The sequence below is a fragment of the Streptomyces sp. WZ.A104 genome, assembly GCF_002382885.1.
Classification (GTDB): domain Bacteria; phylum Actinomycetota; class Actinomycetes; order Streptomycetales; family Streptomycetaceae; genus Streptomyces.
This window is the reverse complement of the sequence record NZ_NWVL01000054.1, coordinates 41,352-55,766: the sequence shown is the minus strand read 5'-3', so window position 1 is coordinate 55,766 and position 14,415 is coordinate 41,352. Positions and strand designations below refer to the sequence as shown.

At 70.3% G+C, this 14,415-nt stretch carries 12 protein-coding genes; 7 read left to right on the top strand and 5 right to left on the bottom strand.

All coding sequences use genetic code 11. From position 1 onward, the window contains the following. Positions 1-231 precede the first annotated feature (231 nt). Genes CIB93_RS25840 through CIB93_RS25820 form a run of 5 tightly spaced genes read right to left on the bottom strand, consistent with a single transcriptional unit; the run spans position 232 to position 5,721 of the window. The gene (locus CIB93_RS25840; RefSeq protein ID WP_096630230.1) at positions 232-1,545 is read right to left on the bottom strand and encodes a DUF58 domain-containing protein; all 1,314 of its coding nucleotides are present in this window, start codon (positions 1,543-1,545) and stop codon (positions 232-234) included. A gap of 10 nt (positions 1,546-1,555) precedes the next feature. Continuing rightward, entirely contained in the window at positions 1,556-2,584 is a 1,029-nt protein-coding gene (locus CIB93_RS25835) for an AAA family ATPase (protein WP_373558805.1), read from the bottom strand. Next, on the bottom strand, positions 2,581-3,819 hold the full coding sequence (locus tag CIB93_RS25830; protein WP_096630229.1) for a DUF4350 domain-containing protein: 1,239 nt from the start codon (positions 3,817-3,819) through the stop codon (positions 2,581-2,583). Before CIB93_RS25830 ends, CIB93_RS25835 begins: the two co-directional genes overlap by 4 nt. Then, the gene (locus tag CIB93_RS25825; protein WP_096630227.1) at positions 3,816-4,505 is read right to left on the bottom strand and encodes a DUF4129 domain-containing protein; all 690 of its coding nucleotides are present in this window, start codon (positions 4,503-4,505) and stop codon (positions 3,816-3,818) included. The genes CIB93_RS25830 and CIB93_RS25825 overlap by 4 nt, the downstream gene beginning before the upstream one ends. Before the next feature lie 4 nt (positions 4,506-4,509). Further along, on the bottom strand, positions 4,510-5,721 hold the full coding sequence (locus tag CIB93_RS25820; protein ID WP_096630226.1) for a hypothetical protein: 1,212 nt from the start codon (positions 5,719-5,721) through the stop codon (positions 4,510-4,512). A gap of 140 nt (positions 5,722-5,861) precedes the next feature. Here CIB93_RS25820 and mtnA point away from each other — a divergent pair, with 140 nt between their 5' ends. The 7 genes from mtnA (at position 5,862) to CIB93_RS25785 (ending at position 14,394) form a co-directional block, all read left to right on the top strand. Then, on the top strand, positions 5,862-7,004 hold the full coding sequence (mtnA, locus tag CIB93_RS25815) for an S-methyl-5-thioribose-1-phosphate isomerase (RefSeq protein ID WP_096630224.1): 1,143 nt from the start codon (positions 5,862-5,864) through the stop codon (positions 7,002-7,004). A gap of 4 nt (positions 7,005-7,008) precedes the next feature. After that, entirely contained in the window at positions 7,009-7,698 is a 690-nt protein-coding gene (gene mtrA, locus CIB93_RS25810; protein ID WP_007448372.1) for a two-component system response regulator MtrA, read from the top strand. A 1-nt stretch (position 7,699) separates the two neighbouring features. After that, positions 7,700-9,739 (top strand): MtrAB system histidine kinase MtrB, encoded by a 2,040-nt coding sequence (gene mtrB, locus CIB93_RS25805; protein ID WP_096630223.1) that lies wholly within the window; start codon positions 7,700-7,702, stop codon positions 9,737-9,739. 28 nt (positions 9,740-9,767) lie between these two features. Continuing rightward, positions 9,768-11,603 (top strand): LpqB family beta-propeller domain-containing protein, encoded by a 1,836-nt coding sequence (locus CIB93_RS25800; RefSeq protein WP_096630238.1) that lies wholly within the window; start codon positions 9,768-9,770, stop codon positions 11,601-11,603. A 109-nt stretch (positions 11,604-11,712) separates the two neighbouring features. After that, a complete protein-coding gene (locus tag CIB93_RS25795; RefSeq protein ID WP_096630221.1) occupies positions 11,713-12,441 on the top strand; it encodes a ComF family protein in 729 nt (242 codons plus the stop codon). A gap of 326 nt (positions 12,442-12,767) precedes the next feature. Further along, positions 12,768-13,457: a ribosome hibernation-promoting factor, HPF/YfiA family gene (gene hpf, locus CIB93_RS25790; protein ID WP_096630220.1), complete on the top strand. Its 690-nt coding sequence runs from the start codon at positions 12,768-12,770 to the stop codon at positions 13,455-13,457. A 181-nt stretch (positions 13,458-13,638) separates the two neighbouring features. Further along, complete coding sequence (locus CIB93_RS25785; RefSeq protein ID WP_096630218.1) at positions 13,639-14,394, top strand: response regulator transcription factor; 756 nt, start codon at positions 13,639-13,641, stop codon at positions 14,392-14,394. Positions 14,395-14,415: the final 21 nt, after the last annotated feature.

Sequence of the window (14,415 nt, the reverse complement as noted above, 5' to 3'; positions counted from 1 at the left end):
AGCTAAGCCTTTCAGCGCCGATGGTACTGCAGGGGGGACCCTGTGGGAGAGTAGGACGCCGCCGAACAATTTTTCCGGGAAAGCCCCGTGCCTTGTGGCACGGGGCTTTTCTGCGTTCCAGGGAGGGTAATGCTGCCCCTGGGCCCGTGAACTCCCTCCGCCTCCCTCTCTCGTCTGGGAGCGGGAGGCGGAGGCCACGCCACGCAGCAGCGCGACGGTTTTCCGAATGTTCTAGAGACGCCCTGCGGACTTCAGCGCCAGATAGGCGTCGGCAAGTGCGGGAGCAAGACTGTCCGGAGTGGCATCCACGACCGTCACGCCGTGGCGCCGGAGCCTGTCCGCCGTGCGCCGGCGGTCGGCCTGGGCCTGACGTGCGGCGGCGGCTTCGTACACGGCCTCCACTGTTCCCCGGCCTTCCGCCATCTCCTCGACCCGGGGGTCGGACACCGCGGCCAGGAGGACCGTGTGGCGCTGGGTGAGCTGGGGCAGCACAGGGAGGAGGCCCTCCTCGATGGGGGCGGCCTCCAGCGTCGTCAGGAGCACGATCAGGGAGCCGCGGGGGGCATCCGTGAGGGCTGCGGTGCTGAGGCCTCGGGAGTCCGTTTCGACGAGCTCCGGCTCCAAGGTTGCCAGGGAGTTGACTACGGTCGCCAGGACGTCGCCCGCGGCGGTACGGCCCTGCACCCGGGCTCGGACGCGGCGGTCGTAGGCGAGGAGGTTCACACGGTCACCTGCTCGGGTCGCGAGTGCGGTGAGCAGGAGGGTGGCGTCCATCGCGGCGTCGAGCCGGGGAGCGTCGCCCACCCGGCCTGCGGATGTGCGCCCGGTGTCGAGGACGACCAGGATGTGGCGGTCGCGTTCGGGACGCCAGGTTCGCACTGCGACGGCGGACTGGCGCGCGGTGGCCCGCCAGTCGATGGACCGGGTGTCGTCCCCGGGTACGTAGGCCCGGAGGCTGTCGAACTCTGTGCCCTCACCACGTGTCAGAACGCTGGTGCGACCGTCGAGTTCCCGCAGCCGGGCCAGCCTGGACGGCAGGTGCTTGCGGCTGGTGAACGGTGGCAGGACCCGTACGGTCCACGGGGCTCGGTGATGGCCCTGGCGTGCGGCTAGGCCCAGCGGGCCGTACGAGCGGACCGTGATGCGTTCGGCCTGGCGGTCGCCGCGACGCGTGGGACGCAGAACGGTGGTCAGGCGGCGCTGTTCCCCAGCGGGGACCGTGAGCGTGTGACGGGAAGCGGTGCGATCGGTGCCCGTGGGCCAGCTGCTGGGGGGCCAGGCGTCCCGCAGCTGGGCGCGGAGGCGTCGTCGCGAGCTGTTGGTCACGGTGAGTTGCACCTCGGCCGCGTCGCCGAGTCGAACGGATGTGTCACCGGATCGGGTGAATCGGAGCGTTCGCACTGGTGCTGCCAGGGCGTAGTCGCACAGAATCGCTAGTGAGAGCGGTGCGTTGACCGCGACCATGCCCATCCAGCTCGGGGCGAGGATGCCTACGGGGAGTGACCCCAGAGCGGCAAGCAGTGCGGTACGTCCGGTGAGGGCCATGGTCACAGCCTCATCGGGGTACGGGGACGTGAGCGAGCACCGAGGTGATGACGGAGTCGGTAGTGACTCCCTCCATCTCAGCCTCGGGCCGCAGGTGGATGCGATGACGGAGCGTGGGGAGCGCGAGGGCCTTCACATCGTCCGGGATGACGTAGTCCCGGCCGGTGAGCCAGGCCCAGGCGCGGGCGGTCGACAGCAGTGCGGTGGCACCTCGGGGGGAGACGCCGAGGGCGAGTGAGGGGGAATCGCGCGTGGCACGGCAGATATCCACGACGTAACCGGCGATCTCGGGGGAGACGGTCGTCTTCGCGACGGCTTCTCGTGCGGCTTCCAGGTCCGCGGGACCGGCGACCGGCCGTATCCCGGCGGCCTTCAGGTCGCGAGGGTTGAAGCCGTCTGCATGACGGGTGAGCACGTCGATCTCGTCCTGCCGCGAGGGGAGAGGCACCGTCAGCTTGAGCAGGAACCGGTCCAGTTGGGCCTCGGGCAGAGGATAGGTGCCTTCGTACTCGACGGGGTTCTGGGTCGCGGCGACAAGGAAGGGGTCCGGCAGCGGCCGGGGTGTTCCGTCGACGGTGACCTGGCGTTCCTCCATGGCCTCCAGGAGGGACGACTGGGTCTTGGGAGGGGTGCGGTTGATCTCGTCGGCGAGCAGCAGGTGAGTGAAGACGGGTCCCGGCTGGAAGGAGAACTCGGCGGTGCGTGCGTCATAGACCAATGAGCCCGTGACATCGCTCGGCATCAGGTCGGGAGTGAACTGGACGCGCTTGGTGTCGAGTTCGAGGGAGGCGGCTAGCGCACGCACCAGGAGGGTCTTGGCGACGCCGGGCACGCCTTCGAGCAGCACGTGACCTCGGCAGAGCAGTGCCACAACGAGTCCGGTAACTGCGGGGTCCTGGCCGACGACCGCCTTCGCGATCTCGGAGCGGAGGGCTTCGAGGGACGCGCGGGCGCTGTCGGACGGCTCCGGTTCCGCGGGAGCCATGGGGCCGGTGGGGGCCACCCGGGGCTCGGTCGGCTCGGGGGTCGGGGCGCTCATGAAGTGCGTACCTCTCTTTCGAGGGCGTCGAGTTGATCGGCAAGGAGGACAAGGGCCGCGTCGGTGGCCGGAGCCGGACCGAAGAGCAGGGTGCTGAAGTCGTGGTCCGGGTCGGGGATGCGTGCGGACACGGCAGGGAGGAGGACTACGGAGGTGTGGGCGTCACGGGCGGGCACACCGATGAGGGAAGCGATGCGGGCGCGGGAGGCGGATCGGAAGGCTTCGGCGGCTCGGTCGCGGGCGTTGGCCTTGCGGTAGAGGAGGGCGCGGCCTTCGGTGGATTCGGACGCGCGGATGGCTACGGGCAGTCGTTCCGTCACCAGGGGGCCGAGGCGGCGGGCTCGCCAGACGGCGGCGAGGACTGCGGCGAGGAAGAGCTGCAGGGTTCCCCACAGCCAGCCGGAGGGGATGAGGTCGAGGAAGTTGCTCTCGCTGCCTGTGTCTTCTCGCGCCTGTTCCCCGTCCCTGTCACCGGAAGCGCCGTCGTCGGCCGTGGCCGAAGGATCAGCCAGAGAGGGGAGGTACCAGACGAGATGCGGTCGGGATCCGAGGAGTTGGAGAGCGAGCGAGGCGTTGCCCTGCTGGTCGAGGCGCTCGTTGTGGAGGAAGTCGGGGGAGCCGAGGACGACCGTGTCGCCGTCCTGCCCGTCCGGGAGTACGACCAGGCTGGGGTGACCGTCGCTCGGATAGCAGGCGATGGCTGTGGTGTTCCGCGTCGTGTAGCGGATGCCGCCCATGTCCGCTGTGCCTGCCCTGCGAGCGGTGGGCAGGTCGCACGCAGGGGCGAGGGCGCTCACCGCGCGGTGGGGCTCGGCGCGTACGCCGGGGGCCAGGCGGGAGACCGCGCGTACGCCGGGGGCGATCAGGAGGGTGCGTCCGGCGGAGGCGGACGTGGCCTCGGTCAGGCGGTGTTGCTGCGTGGGCGTGAGGAGGTTGGGGCCTGCGACGAGCAGAGTGGTGTCGGGGCCTGTGGCGCCGGTCGCTTCGTCGAGGGTGGTGGCGACGGTGACGGATATGCCGCGCGCCTTGAGGAGTTCGGCCACGGCTCGGCTGCCCTTGGGGTCTGTGGAGCGCGGGTCGAGCTGTCCGTGGTTCCCGCCGGAGCGTACGGCGGCGAAGGAGATGCCGGCGATGACGAGGACGAGGACGACGATCAGGAAGCCTCTGGCCCGGGCCCAGACCTGGTGCCCGGTGGGCGCTGTCGAGGTGGGGGAAGGGGTGGTCGCCGGGGTCATCCGGTGGCTCCTCGGGCGGTGCCGGGCAGCAAGGGCTTGGCCTCGTCGAGTTCGAGGTCGAGGGCGCGCAGGGACAGATATGCCGACTGGTCCGCCGTGCGGCCGCCGTATGTGACGTCGTCGAAGTTCCGGGCGGCGGCCCGGAGCCGGGCGGTGTGTTCGGGCAGAGTACGCCCTGCCTCGGCTGCGGCTTCGTCCGCGGTGCGGCCCGGGCGCGGGTCGAGCAGGGCTCGTTCCTCCAGGGAGCGGACGATGGCGCGCATGCGTTCCTGCACGGCTTCGGTCCAGCGCAGGGCTGCGGCGTGTGCCTCGGCGGCGGCGCGGTGCTGGGTCGCGCTGCGGGGGCCGTCGCTGTCGAAGAGGGCGTCCGAGGCGCGGGAGGTGCGCTTCGGGGTGCCGAGCCGCCACCAGAGGGCGGCGGCCAGGCCGATGACGATGACGATCAGGATCACGAGGCCCGCCGGGCCACCGGGGGCGGCGCCCGCGGCGGCGTCGAACAGGCCGGAGACCCAGTCCCAGAACTGGTTCAGGGCGCGCTGGAGGAAGTTCGGGTCGTTCTCGTGGTACATCGGTTTGGACAGCTCGCTCTCGGCTGCCTCCCGGGCGGGCACCCGTGGAGTGTCCACGGGTATGTCGCCCGCTCCGGTGCCCGACCGTGCTGCTGTGGTGCCCCCCGCCCCCGACACCGCATCAGCTCCTGGGGTTGTCGACGTCGTAGCCGGGCAGGCCCGCGGCCCGTGCGAGGTCGAGGTCGAGTGCTTCGCGGCGGATGCGCTGGTCCATGTAGAGCAGGGCCATCACGCCTGCGATGAACGGGTAGACCAGCGTCGAGATGATCACTTCACCGATGCCCGAGACGATCAGGAAGGGCCAGCCGACGGATGGGGGGTTGCTGCTGAAGAGCTCACTGAGGGCGGTTCCGTCGGCGATCACCGCGATGACGCCGAACGGGATGGAGATGAGGAAGGCCATCAGGAAGGTCATCAGCCAGGTCAGGGCCAGGATTCCGAAGGTGCGCCACCAGGCGCCGCGGACGAGCTTGGCGGACCTGCGCAGTGCGGCGACGATGCTCTGGCGTTCCAGCATCAGGGCGGGGGCGGAGAGGGCGAAGCTGACGTGCAGCCAGAGCACCACGATGCAGGCGGCGGCGAAGCCGAGGACGGCGAGCGCAGCACCGGCCCCGGAGCCCAGCAGCAGGCCGGGGCCGATACCGATGGTCATGATCACGACCATGAGCAGGGCCAGCAGCACGGTCAGTCCGAGCAGCGGGAGGATCCGAGGGCGGGCCTCGGCCCAGGCGTCGGCGAGCGAGGTGGGGCGGCCCAGTACCGAGCGGCTGATCACCACGGTCACGACGGACGCCGTGAAGAGTGTCGCGATCATCGTGATGAGAGTGGCCGGGGCGAGGGAGAACAGGGTCGACCGGGCGGACTCGGAGGCCTGTCGGATGGCTTCGGCACCGGTGGCGTTCGGGTCGACGGTGGTCGGTTCCGGCAGGAGGTAGCGCTGCAGGAGGATGATGGCGATCTGGGCGATCACGGAGACCGCGAGGCTGAAGCCGAGCGCGGTGCGCCAGTGCGCGCGGAGCGCGGAGACGGAGCCGTCCAGGATCTCCCCGAGGTTCAGGGGGCGCAGCGGGATGACGCCGGGCTTCGCGGCGGGCGGCGGTCCTGCCCAGCCCTGTCGCTGGGGGCCGCCTCCCCATCCGGAGGCGGGCGGCGGTGCGCCGGGGCCGCTGCCGGGGGTGCTCGGTGGGGACCACTGCCCGGCAGGCGGTTGCTCGGGGGACCACTGTCCCGTCGGGCCGCTTCCGTCCTGGGGGTCGGAGGGGCGGGGAATCGCCGTCTCCTTGCCGTCGGAGGGGGCAGATCCGGGCGAAGCCCAGCCCGGAGAGTCGTTCATTCTCGCTCCTTCACCGTCCTGACCGCTCATCGGGGCGGCAGGTTGGCAGCCATCGTGCCACGCGACGGCCCGCTAGGGATCAGCCGCTCTATCTCCTGCGCACCTTCATTTGTGGGCGGCTCACCGGGCAGACTGGGCAGATGGCTGATCAGGACGCGCAATCGCCGGCGGGCATCGAGCCTCCCGCGCTTCCCGTACTTCGCTGGGACGAACCTCCCGAAGGCCCCGTGCTGGTGCTCCTCGACCAGACTCGGCTGCCCGCCGAGGAGGTCGAGCTGGTGTGCACCGATGTGCCCGCGCTGGTGCGCGCGATCCGGACGCTGGCGGTGCGAGGGGCTCCGCTGCTCGGGATCGCCGGGGGGTACGGGGTGGCGCTCGCGGCGGCGCGGGGCTACGACGTGGCGGAGGCCGCCGGTCTGCTGGAGCGGGCGCGGCCCACCGCGGTGAACCTCGGCTACGGGGTGCGACGGGTGGCCCAGGCCTACTGGACGGTCGCCGAGAAGGGCGGCGGTGAGGTGGCCGCTGCCGCGGCGGCGCTGTCCGAAGCGAGGGCGCTGCACCGGGAGGACGCGCAGGCCAGCAGGCGTATGGCGGAGTACGGGGTGGCGTTGCTGGACGAGCTGCTACCGGGCGGCGGGCACCAGCTGCTCACCCATTGCAACACCGGGGCACTGGTCTCCGGAGGCGAGGGGACGGCCTTCGCGGTGGCGTTGAGGGTGCACCGGCAGGGGCGGCTGCGGCGGCTGTGGGTGGACGAGACGCGGCCGCTGCTCCAGGGGGCGCGGCTGACCGCGTACGAGGCGGCGCGCAACGGGTTGGCGTACAGCCTGCTCACGGACAATGCGGCGGGCTCGCTGTTCGCCGCCGGGGAGGTGGATGCCGTGCTCATCGGTGCGGACCGCATCGCCGCGGACGGCTCGGTGGCCAACAAGGTGGGGAGCTATCCGTTGGCCGTGCTCGCGAAGTACCACCACGTTCCCTTCATCGTGGTGGCGCCGACGACGACCGTGGATTTGGAGACCCCGGGCGGCACATCGATCATCGTCGAGCAGCGTTCCGGGCAAGAAGTGACGGAGCTCACATCGCCGAATGGTGTAGCGGCCGACGGAGGAGGCGGGATGGTCGTCGCACCCCTCGGAGCCCCGGCGTACAACCCGGCCTTCGACATCACGCCGCCGGAATTGATCACGGCGATCGTCACCGAGGAGGGTGTCATTTCCCCGGTCACGGGGGTCGGACTGGCAGAGCTGTGTGCCAGGTCATCGCAGGTAACGATTAGCTAATGGGATGATGTCGATTATGAAGGGACGCGTCCTTGTCGTCGACGACGACACCGCACTGGCCGAGATGCTCGGGATTGTGCTGCGTGGAGAAGGTTTCGAGCCGTCGTTCGTAGCGGACGGCGACAAGGCACTGGCTGCATTTCGTGAGGCCAAGCCGGACCTGGTGCTGCTCGACCTCATGCTGCCCGGAAGGGACGGCATCGAGGTGTGCAGGCTGATCAGGGCCGAGTCCGGTGTGCCGATCGTCATGCTCACTGCCAAGAGCGACACCGTCGATGTCGTGGTCGGCCTGGAGTCAGGTGCCGACGACTACATCGTCAAGCCGTTCAAACCTAAGGAGCTGGTGGCCCGGATCAGGGCACGTCTGCGGCGGTCCGAAGAGCCCGCCCCGGAGCAGCTGACCATCGGTGACCTGGTCATCGACGTGGCAGGGCACTCCGTGAAGCGGGAGGGGCAGTCCATCGCCCTGACCCCGCTGGAGTTCGACCTGCTGGTCGCGCTCGCCCGTAAGCCGTGGCAGGTCTTCACCCGTGAAGTCCTGCTGGAGCAGGTATGGGGTTACCGCCACGCGGCCGACACCCGCCTGGTGAATGTGCACGTTCAGCGTCTGCGTTCCAAGGTCGAGAAGGACCCGGAGCGGCCGGAGATCGTGGTGACGGTCCGAGGTGTCGGCTACAAGGCCGGACCGAGCTGAGATGGCCCGAGGCAGCGCTGCTCCGGGACCCGGGGAGCCGGGAGTCCGTACGGAGCGGGCTGCCGCTACGGGACGAAAGGCATCTCGTATGAGCCGTTTCCTGCGGGGCGGCCGGTTGTTCGAGGACCGGACGCCCGGCGGGCCGGTACCGCGCTTGCTGATGCGGTGGGTCCGGCGTCCGCTGCTGCCCGCCGTCCGGTTGTGGCGGCGTAATCTGCAGCTCCGCGTCGTCGCGGGGACCCTGCTGATGTCGATGGCTGTCGTGCTGCTGCTCGGGTTCGTCGTGATCGGGCAGGTGCGCAACGGGCTGCTCGACGCGAAGGGCAAGGCCGCCCAGACCCAGGCCGCCGGTGGTTTCGCCGCGGCCCAGGAGAAGGCCAATGCCGCCCTCGCCCCCGACGGGCAGGGGGGCGGCGACACCGACGGTATGACCGGCAGTACCTCCTGGCGTACCGAGCTCGTCGACCAGCTCGCCAGTGGCGGCAAGAACGCGTTCAACGTGGTGGCGCTCAGCGCCGACTCCGTGAACGAAGGCGCGAGCAATCGTGCGCCGCGCGGTTCGGGCAGTGTCGAGGCATCCAGCGTGCCCGAGCGCCTGCGCCAGGACGTCGGCAAGGGCCAGGGCGCGTTTCAGACGTACTCCGAGATCCGGTATTCGTACGGCAAGGAGCCCCAGCCGGGGCTTGTCGTCGGCAAGCGGCTCTACGACATCGATCAGCACCCCTACGAGCTCTACTACCTCTTCCCGCTCACGCAGGAGGAGAAGTCGCTGTCGCTGGTCAAGACAACGCTGGCGACCGCCGGGGTGTTCGTCGTCGTGCTCCTCGGAGCCATCGCCTGGTTCGTGGTGCGGCAGGTCGTCACGCCGGTGCGGATGGCCGCCGGAATCGCCGAGCGGCTCTCGGCGGGCAAACTCCAGGAACGGATGAAGGTCACCGGCGAGGACGACATCGCCCGGCTCGGTGAAGCCTTCAACAAGATGGCCCAGAGCCTCCAGCTGAAGATCCAGCAGCTGGAGGAGCTCTCCCGGATGCAGCGGCGCTTCGTCTCGGACGTCTCGCACGAGCTGCGGACCCCGCTCACGACCGTACGGATGGCGGCCGACGTCATCCATGAGGCACGTGTCGACTTCGACCCCGTCACCGCACGCTCAGCCGAACTCCTGGGCGACCAGCTCGACCGATTCGAGTCGCTGCTCTCCGACCTGCTGGAGATCAGCCGCTTCGACGCGGGCGCGGCGGCCCTGGAGGCCGAGCCGATAGACCTGCGGACCGTGGTCCACCGGGTGATCGGCGGTGCCGAGCCGCTCGCCGAGCGCAAGGGCAGCCGGATCCTGGTCATCGGCGACGACCAGCCGGTGATAGCCGAGGCGGACGCCCGTCGGGTGGAGCGCGTCCTGCGAAACCTCGTGGTCAACGCCGTCGAGCACGGTGAGGGCCGGGACGTCGTGGTGCGGATGGGCGTGGCGCAGGGCGCTGTTGCCGTGGCCGTCCGCGACTACGGGGTCGGGCTCAAGCCCGGCGAGGCGACCCGCGTCTTCAACCGCTTCTGGCGCGCCGACCCGGCGCGGGCTCGGACGACCGGCGGGACCGGTCTTGGCCTGTCGATCGCCGTCGAGGACGCCCGGCTGCACGGCGGCTGGCTCCAGGCATGGGGCGAGCCGGGCGGCGGGTCCCAGTTCCGGCTGACCCTGCCGCGTACGGCGGACGAGCCGCTGCGTGGTTCGCCGATACCGCTGGAGCCCGAGGACTCCCGGCGCAACCGGGAGAACCGGGAGCGCGACGAGGCCACGCCGGCGGGGACGGGCGACCACCGTCTGATGTCCGTGCCGAACCAGCCCGGCGCCGGTGAGCGCTCGCCGTTGCCGGTGCCGGGGTGCCGCCCCGCGGTCGGGAACCCGGCGCCCGCGTCGGTGCACCCCGCGGCCCTGCCCGGCAGCGGAGCACGTGTCGTCGCGCGTCCGGCTCCCAAGGGTTCCGGTGGGCGCGCGGTCAACGGTGTACTGAATTCCGACCAGGAGGACACCACTCGTGGGTACTGACCGCTTTCAGCGCGGCCACGGACGCGCGGTGCGGCTGTCCGCGCTGATCGGCTGCGCCATCGTCGTGCTGGCCGGGTGCGGGTCGATGCCGACGACGGGGGACGTCAAAGCGGTCGACGCCTCGCAGCCGGACGACTCCCAGGTGCAGGTGTATGCCGTGGCGCCCCGGGAGGGCGCGCCGCCCAGCGAGATCGTCGACGGTTTCCTGGAGTCGATGACCAGTGACGATCCCGCGTTCGCGACCACGCGGAAGTACCTGAGCACCGACGCCCAGCGCACCTGGCAGCCCAGCGGGGGCATCACGGTCCTCGCCCAGGCTCCCAACCGCAGCGGACCCCTCCTCCACGACGAGGCCAGCCGGGCCACCCGGGACACGGAGACGGCCTACACGCTGACCGGCCAGAAGGTCGCGGCGGTAGACGTCCAGAGCTCCTACCGGCCGCTCGCGCCCACCGACTACTCCCAGACCCTCCACCTGGTGCTGGAGAAGGGGCCCGACGGGGAGCAGGAATGGCGCATCGACGTTGTGCCGGACGGTCTGGTCCTCGGGCAGTCAGACTTCAAGCGGCTCTACCGTTCCGTGAACAAGTACTACTTCGCCACCGGGCGGACGGGCGGGCAGCGGATGCTCGTCGCCGACCCCGTCCACGTACGCAACGGCACCGATCCGGTCACGCGCATGAGCACGGCCACGCAGACCGTCACGACGCTGCTCGCCGGGCCGACGAACTGGCTGCGGCCGGTGGTCGACTCCCGGTTCCCGACCGGGACCGCGCTGCGCAAGGGCGTCACCACGCTGGCGCCGGACGACCAGAACATCCTGAAGGTGCCGCTCAACGAGAAGGCTGACAAGGCCGACCGGAGCGCCTGCCGGATGATGGCCGCCCAGGTGCTCTACACCCTCGGGGACCTGACCTCGGCGCGGGTCGAGCGCGTGGAGCTGGAGGGCGGCCGGGGCAAGCTCTGCTCGCTGGACGCCGATGACGCCGAGGCGTTCTCCGCCGACAACGGCTCCGGAGGGCCCGACAGCCAGTACTTCATCAACGACAAGGGCCAGGTGGAGCGGCTTCCCGGCGCCGCCGAGGGCGACGTGACGCCCGAGCCGCTGGTCGGACCCTTCGGTCTGGGTACGGTGCCGATGGGCTCGGTCGGGGTGTCCCGGGACGAGCGGCGGGCCGCCGCGGTGTCGGCCAACGGGGAGAGCCTGTACGTGACCTCCCTGGAATCGGCGGACGAGCTGGCCGCGCCCCTGGTCACCAGCACCGCGAAGAAGGCCGCCGACCGGCTGTCCCCGCCGAGCTGGGACGGTCACGGGGACCTGTGGGTCGCCGACCGGAATCCGGCCGGTCCCCGGCTGCTGCGGCTGACCGGAGGAGCGGGGGAGCCCCAGGAGGTCCGGGTTCCGGGCCTGGACGGCAGCCGGATCGAAGCGCTCCGTATGTCGGCGGACGGGGTGCGGATCGCGCTGCTGCTGTCGAAGGACGGGCACACGACGCTGAAGATCGGCCGGGTCGAGCGTCGCGGGTCCGCGGTGTCGCCCGAGATCTCGGTCGAGGATCTCCGCCAGGCCGCACCGCAGCTCGCGGACGTGACGGCCATTTCCTGGTCCGGCCGCAGCCGTCTGGTGGTGGTCGGCAAGGAGGAGGGCGGAGTCCAGCAGGTGCGGTACGTGCAGGCGGACGGTTCCACGTCGTCTTCGGGTGCGCTGCCCGGGGTCAACCAGGTCGAGTCGGTCGCAGCGGCGGACGACGAACTGCTTCCCCTGATGGCGGAGACGGTGGACGACGGCATAGTGAGGCTCTCGCGCGGGGACAACTGGCAGACGGTCCTCAAGGAGGGCACCTCGCTGGTATACCCGGGCTGATCCCCTCCGGCCCCGGCTGATCAGGGCCAGGGCCAGGGTTTGGGTCCGGGCTGCGGCCGAGTTGTCCACAGGGGTGGTCCGGCTGCCCGGGGCCCGGCACAGTGGGCTCATGCGGGGCGTGTGGCGGGAGCTGTCCGATCTGGTCCTGCCGGTGTCCTGCGCAGGCTGCGGCAGACCGCGCACCGAGCTGTGCGCGGCCTGTGGAGCCGCGGTGCACGGCGCCCCGGCCCGCCGTGTTCGTCCCTCTCCCAGGCCCCCGGGGCTTCCGCCGGTGTACGCGGCGGCGCCGTACGAGAACGCCGTACGTGCGGTTCTGCTGGCCCACAAGGAGCGAGGGGCACTCGGGCTTGCGGGGGCGCTCGGGCGGGCCCTGGCGGGTTGTGTACGGGCCGGGACGGGGAGGCCGGGCGGTTCGGTCCCCCTCCTGCTCATCCCCGTGCCGTCGGCCCGTTCCGCGACGGCTGCGCGCGGTCACGATCCGGTGCGCAGGATCGCGGCGGCGGCCGCCCGGGACCTGCGCCGCACGGGTCTGCCCGCCCGGCTGGTCCCAGTGCTGCGCCAGCGGCGCACGGTCCTGGACCAGGCGGGGCTCGGCGCCCGTCGGCGGCGGGCGAATCTGGCCGGTGCACTGGAGCTCACGGCAGGGGGAGAGCGGCTGATCCGTCACGGCAGGGTGATCCTGGTGGACGATCTGTTGACGACAGGTTCGACCTTGGCGGAGGCGGCGCGGGCCGTCGGCGAGGGGCTCGGTGCCGACCGGGGGACCGCCCGGCGCGCAACGTGCCGAGCGGTGGTCGTCGCAGCTTCTCCGTCCGCCTTCGAAACAAACCGGAACTGACCGAGAACTTGCATCGTTGCAGGTATCGAGAGGGTAATACCCCCTGAACGGAGGTACGTGCCAGTAGCGGGTGCCGAGACCCTGGTGTGCAGGCTATGTTCGGTTGTGAGGAACGGTGAATGCCGGACCTCGATGAATGCACCACCAGGTTTCGGGCAGGTAACTCACCGGTAGGAGAAGCACGCGAGTCGGTGGGGTTGCGACCCTTCCGGCGGGGGAGGAGGAGGCGAAAGCCACCGAGTCCGAGGCCCTGGTGATCGCCGGGGCCTGGTGCAAAAGGGAGATGCTCCGCCGCTGAGCGGAGCGATCCGGGAACGGAGTTCTGCGTGGACATCGTCGTCAAGGGCCGCAAGACCGAGGTGCCCGAGCGGTTCCGCAAGCACGTGGCCGAGAAGCTGAAGCTGGACAAGATCCAGAAGTTCGACGGCAAGGTGATCAGCCTCGACGTCGAGGTGTCCAAGGAGCCGAATCCCCGCCAGGCCGACCGTTCCGACCGGGTGGAGATCACGCTCCGCTCCAGGGGGCCGGTCATCCGGGCGGAAGCGGCAGCGGGCGACCCTTACGCAGCGCTCGACCTGGCCACCGGAAAGCTGGAGGCCCGGCTGCGCAAGCAGCACGACAAGCGCTACAGCCGCCGTGGCAACGGACGCCTGTCGGCTGCCGAGGTCGGGGACGTGGTTCCCGGCGTCGCCTCGTTCGACGAGGACGGCGAGTTGGTCGGCGACCAGTCGTCGGCGCCCGTCCCCACCACGATGGTCGGCTCGCTCGAAGTGCAGGGCGAAGGGCCGCTCGTGATGCGCGAGAAGACCCACACCGCCGCACCGATGTCGCTCGATCAGGCGCTCTACGAGATGGAACTGGTCGGGCACGACTTCTACTTGTTCGTCGACTCCGAGACGAAGGAGCCCAGTGTCGTCTACCGGCGACACGCCTACGACTACGGCGTCATCCACTTGAGGACCGACCCGCTCGCCGCGGACGAAGCCGGTGGCGCGGGCGGCGCGCTCGGCGGCTGACGCCGCTTTCGACGGTGTGCCCCTGGGGCGTTTTCCCGCCACCGGGGGCACCCGCGTACGAGCCCACGATCACCGTGGTCGCGCCTGGGCATGGAATCATGGCGGCCCGAGCCAATCGGTGCTCCACGAAGTGCCGTTGGCGAACGACCGAGACAGGCCGTGGCCTTCAGGGGGAGGAACGATGGCGGACACCTTCGGGCCCGTGCGCGATGCGCGTCACTCCGACGACGACGCCGGTGCGTATACCGGCGCGGACGCGGACGCCGCTTCACGCAAGGAGCCCATCCGGGTCCTCGTGGTCGATGACCACGCGCTCTTCCGCAGGGGTCTGGAGATCGTCCTCGCGCAGGAGGAGGACATCCAGGTCATCGGCGAGGCCGGAGACGGCTCCGAGGCCGTCGACAAGGCCGCCGACCTGCTGCCCGACATCGTTCTGATGGATGTCAGGATGCCCAAACGCGGTGGCATCGAGGCCTGCACCTCCATCAAGGAGGTGGCCCCCAGCGCGAAGATCATCATGCTGACGATCAGCGACGAGGAGGCCGACCTCTACGACGCGATCAAGGCGGGCGCCACCGGATACCTCCTCAAGGAGATCTCCACCGACGAGGTGGCCACGGCCATTCGCGCGGTCGCTGACGGACAGTCCCAGATCAGCCCTTCCATGGCCTCCAAGCTGCTCACCGAGTTCAAATCGATGATCCAGCGCACCGACGAGCGACGGCTCGTTCCGGCGCCCCGGCTCACCGAACGGGAGCTGGAAGTGCTGAAGCTCGTGGCGACCGGCATGAACAACCGGGATATCGCCAAGGAGTTGTTCATTTCCGAGAACACGGTGAAGAACCACGTCCGCAATATCCTGGAGAAATTGCAGCTCCACTCGCGGATGGAAGCCGTGGTCTACGCCATGCGCGAGAAGATTCTTGAGATCAGGTAGCGGTCCCGCCTCTCTCCTACG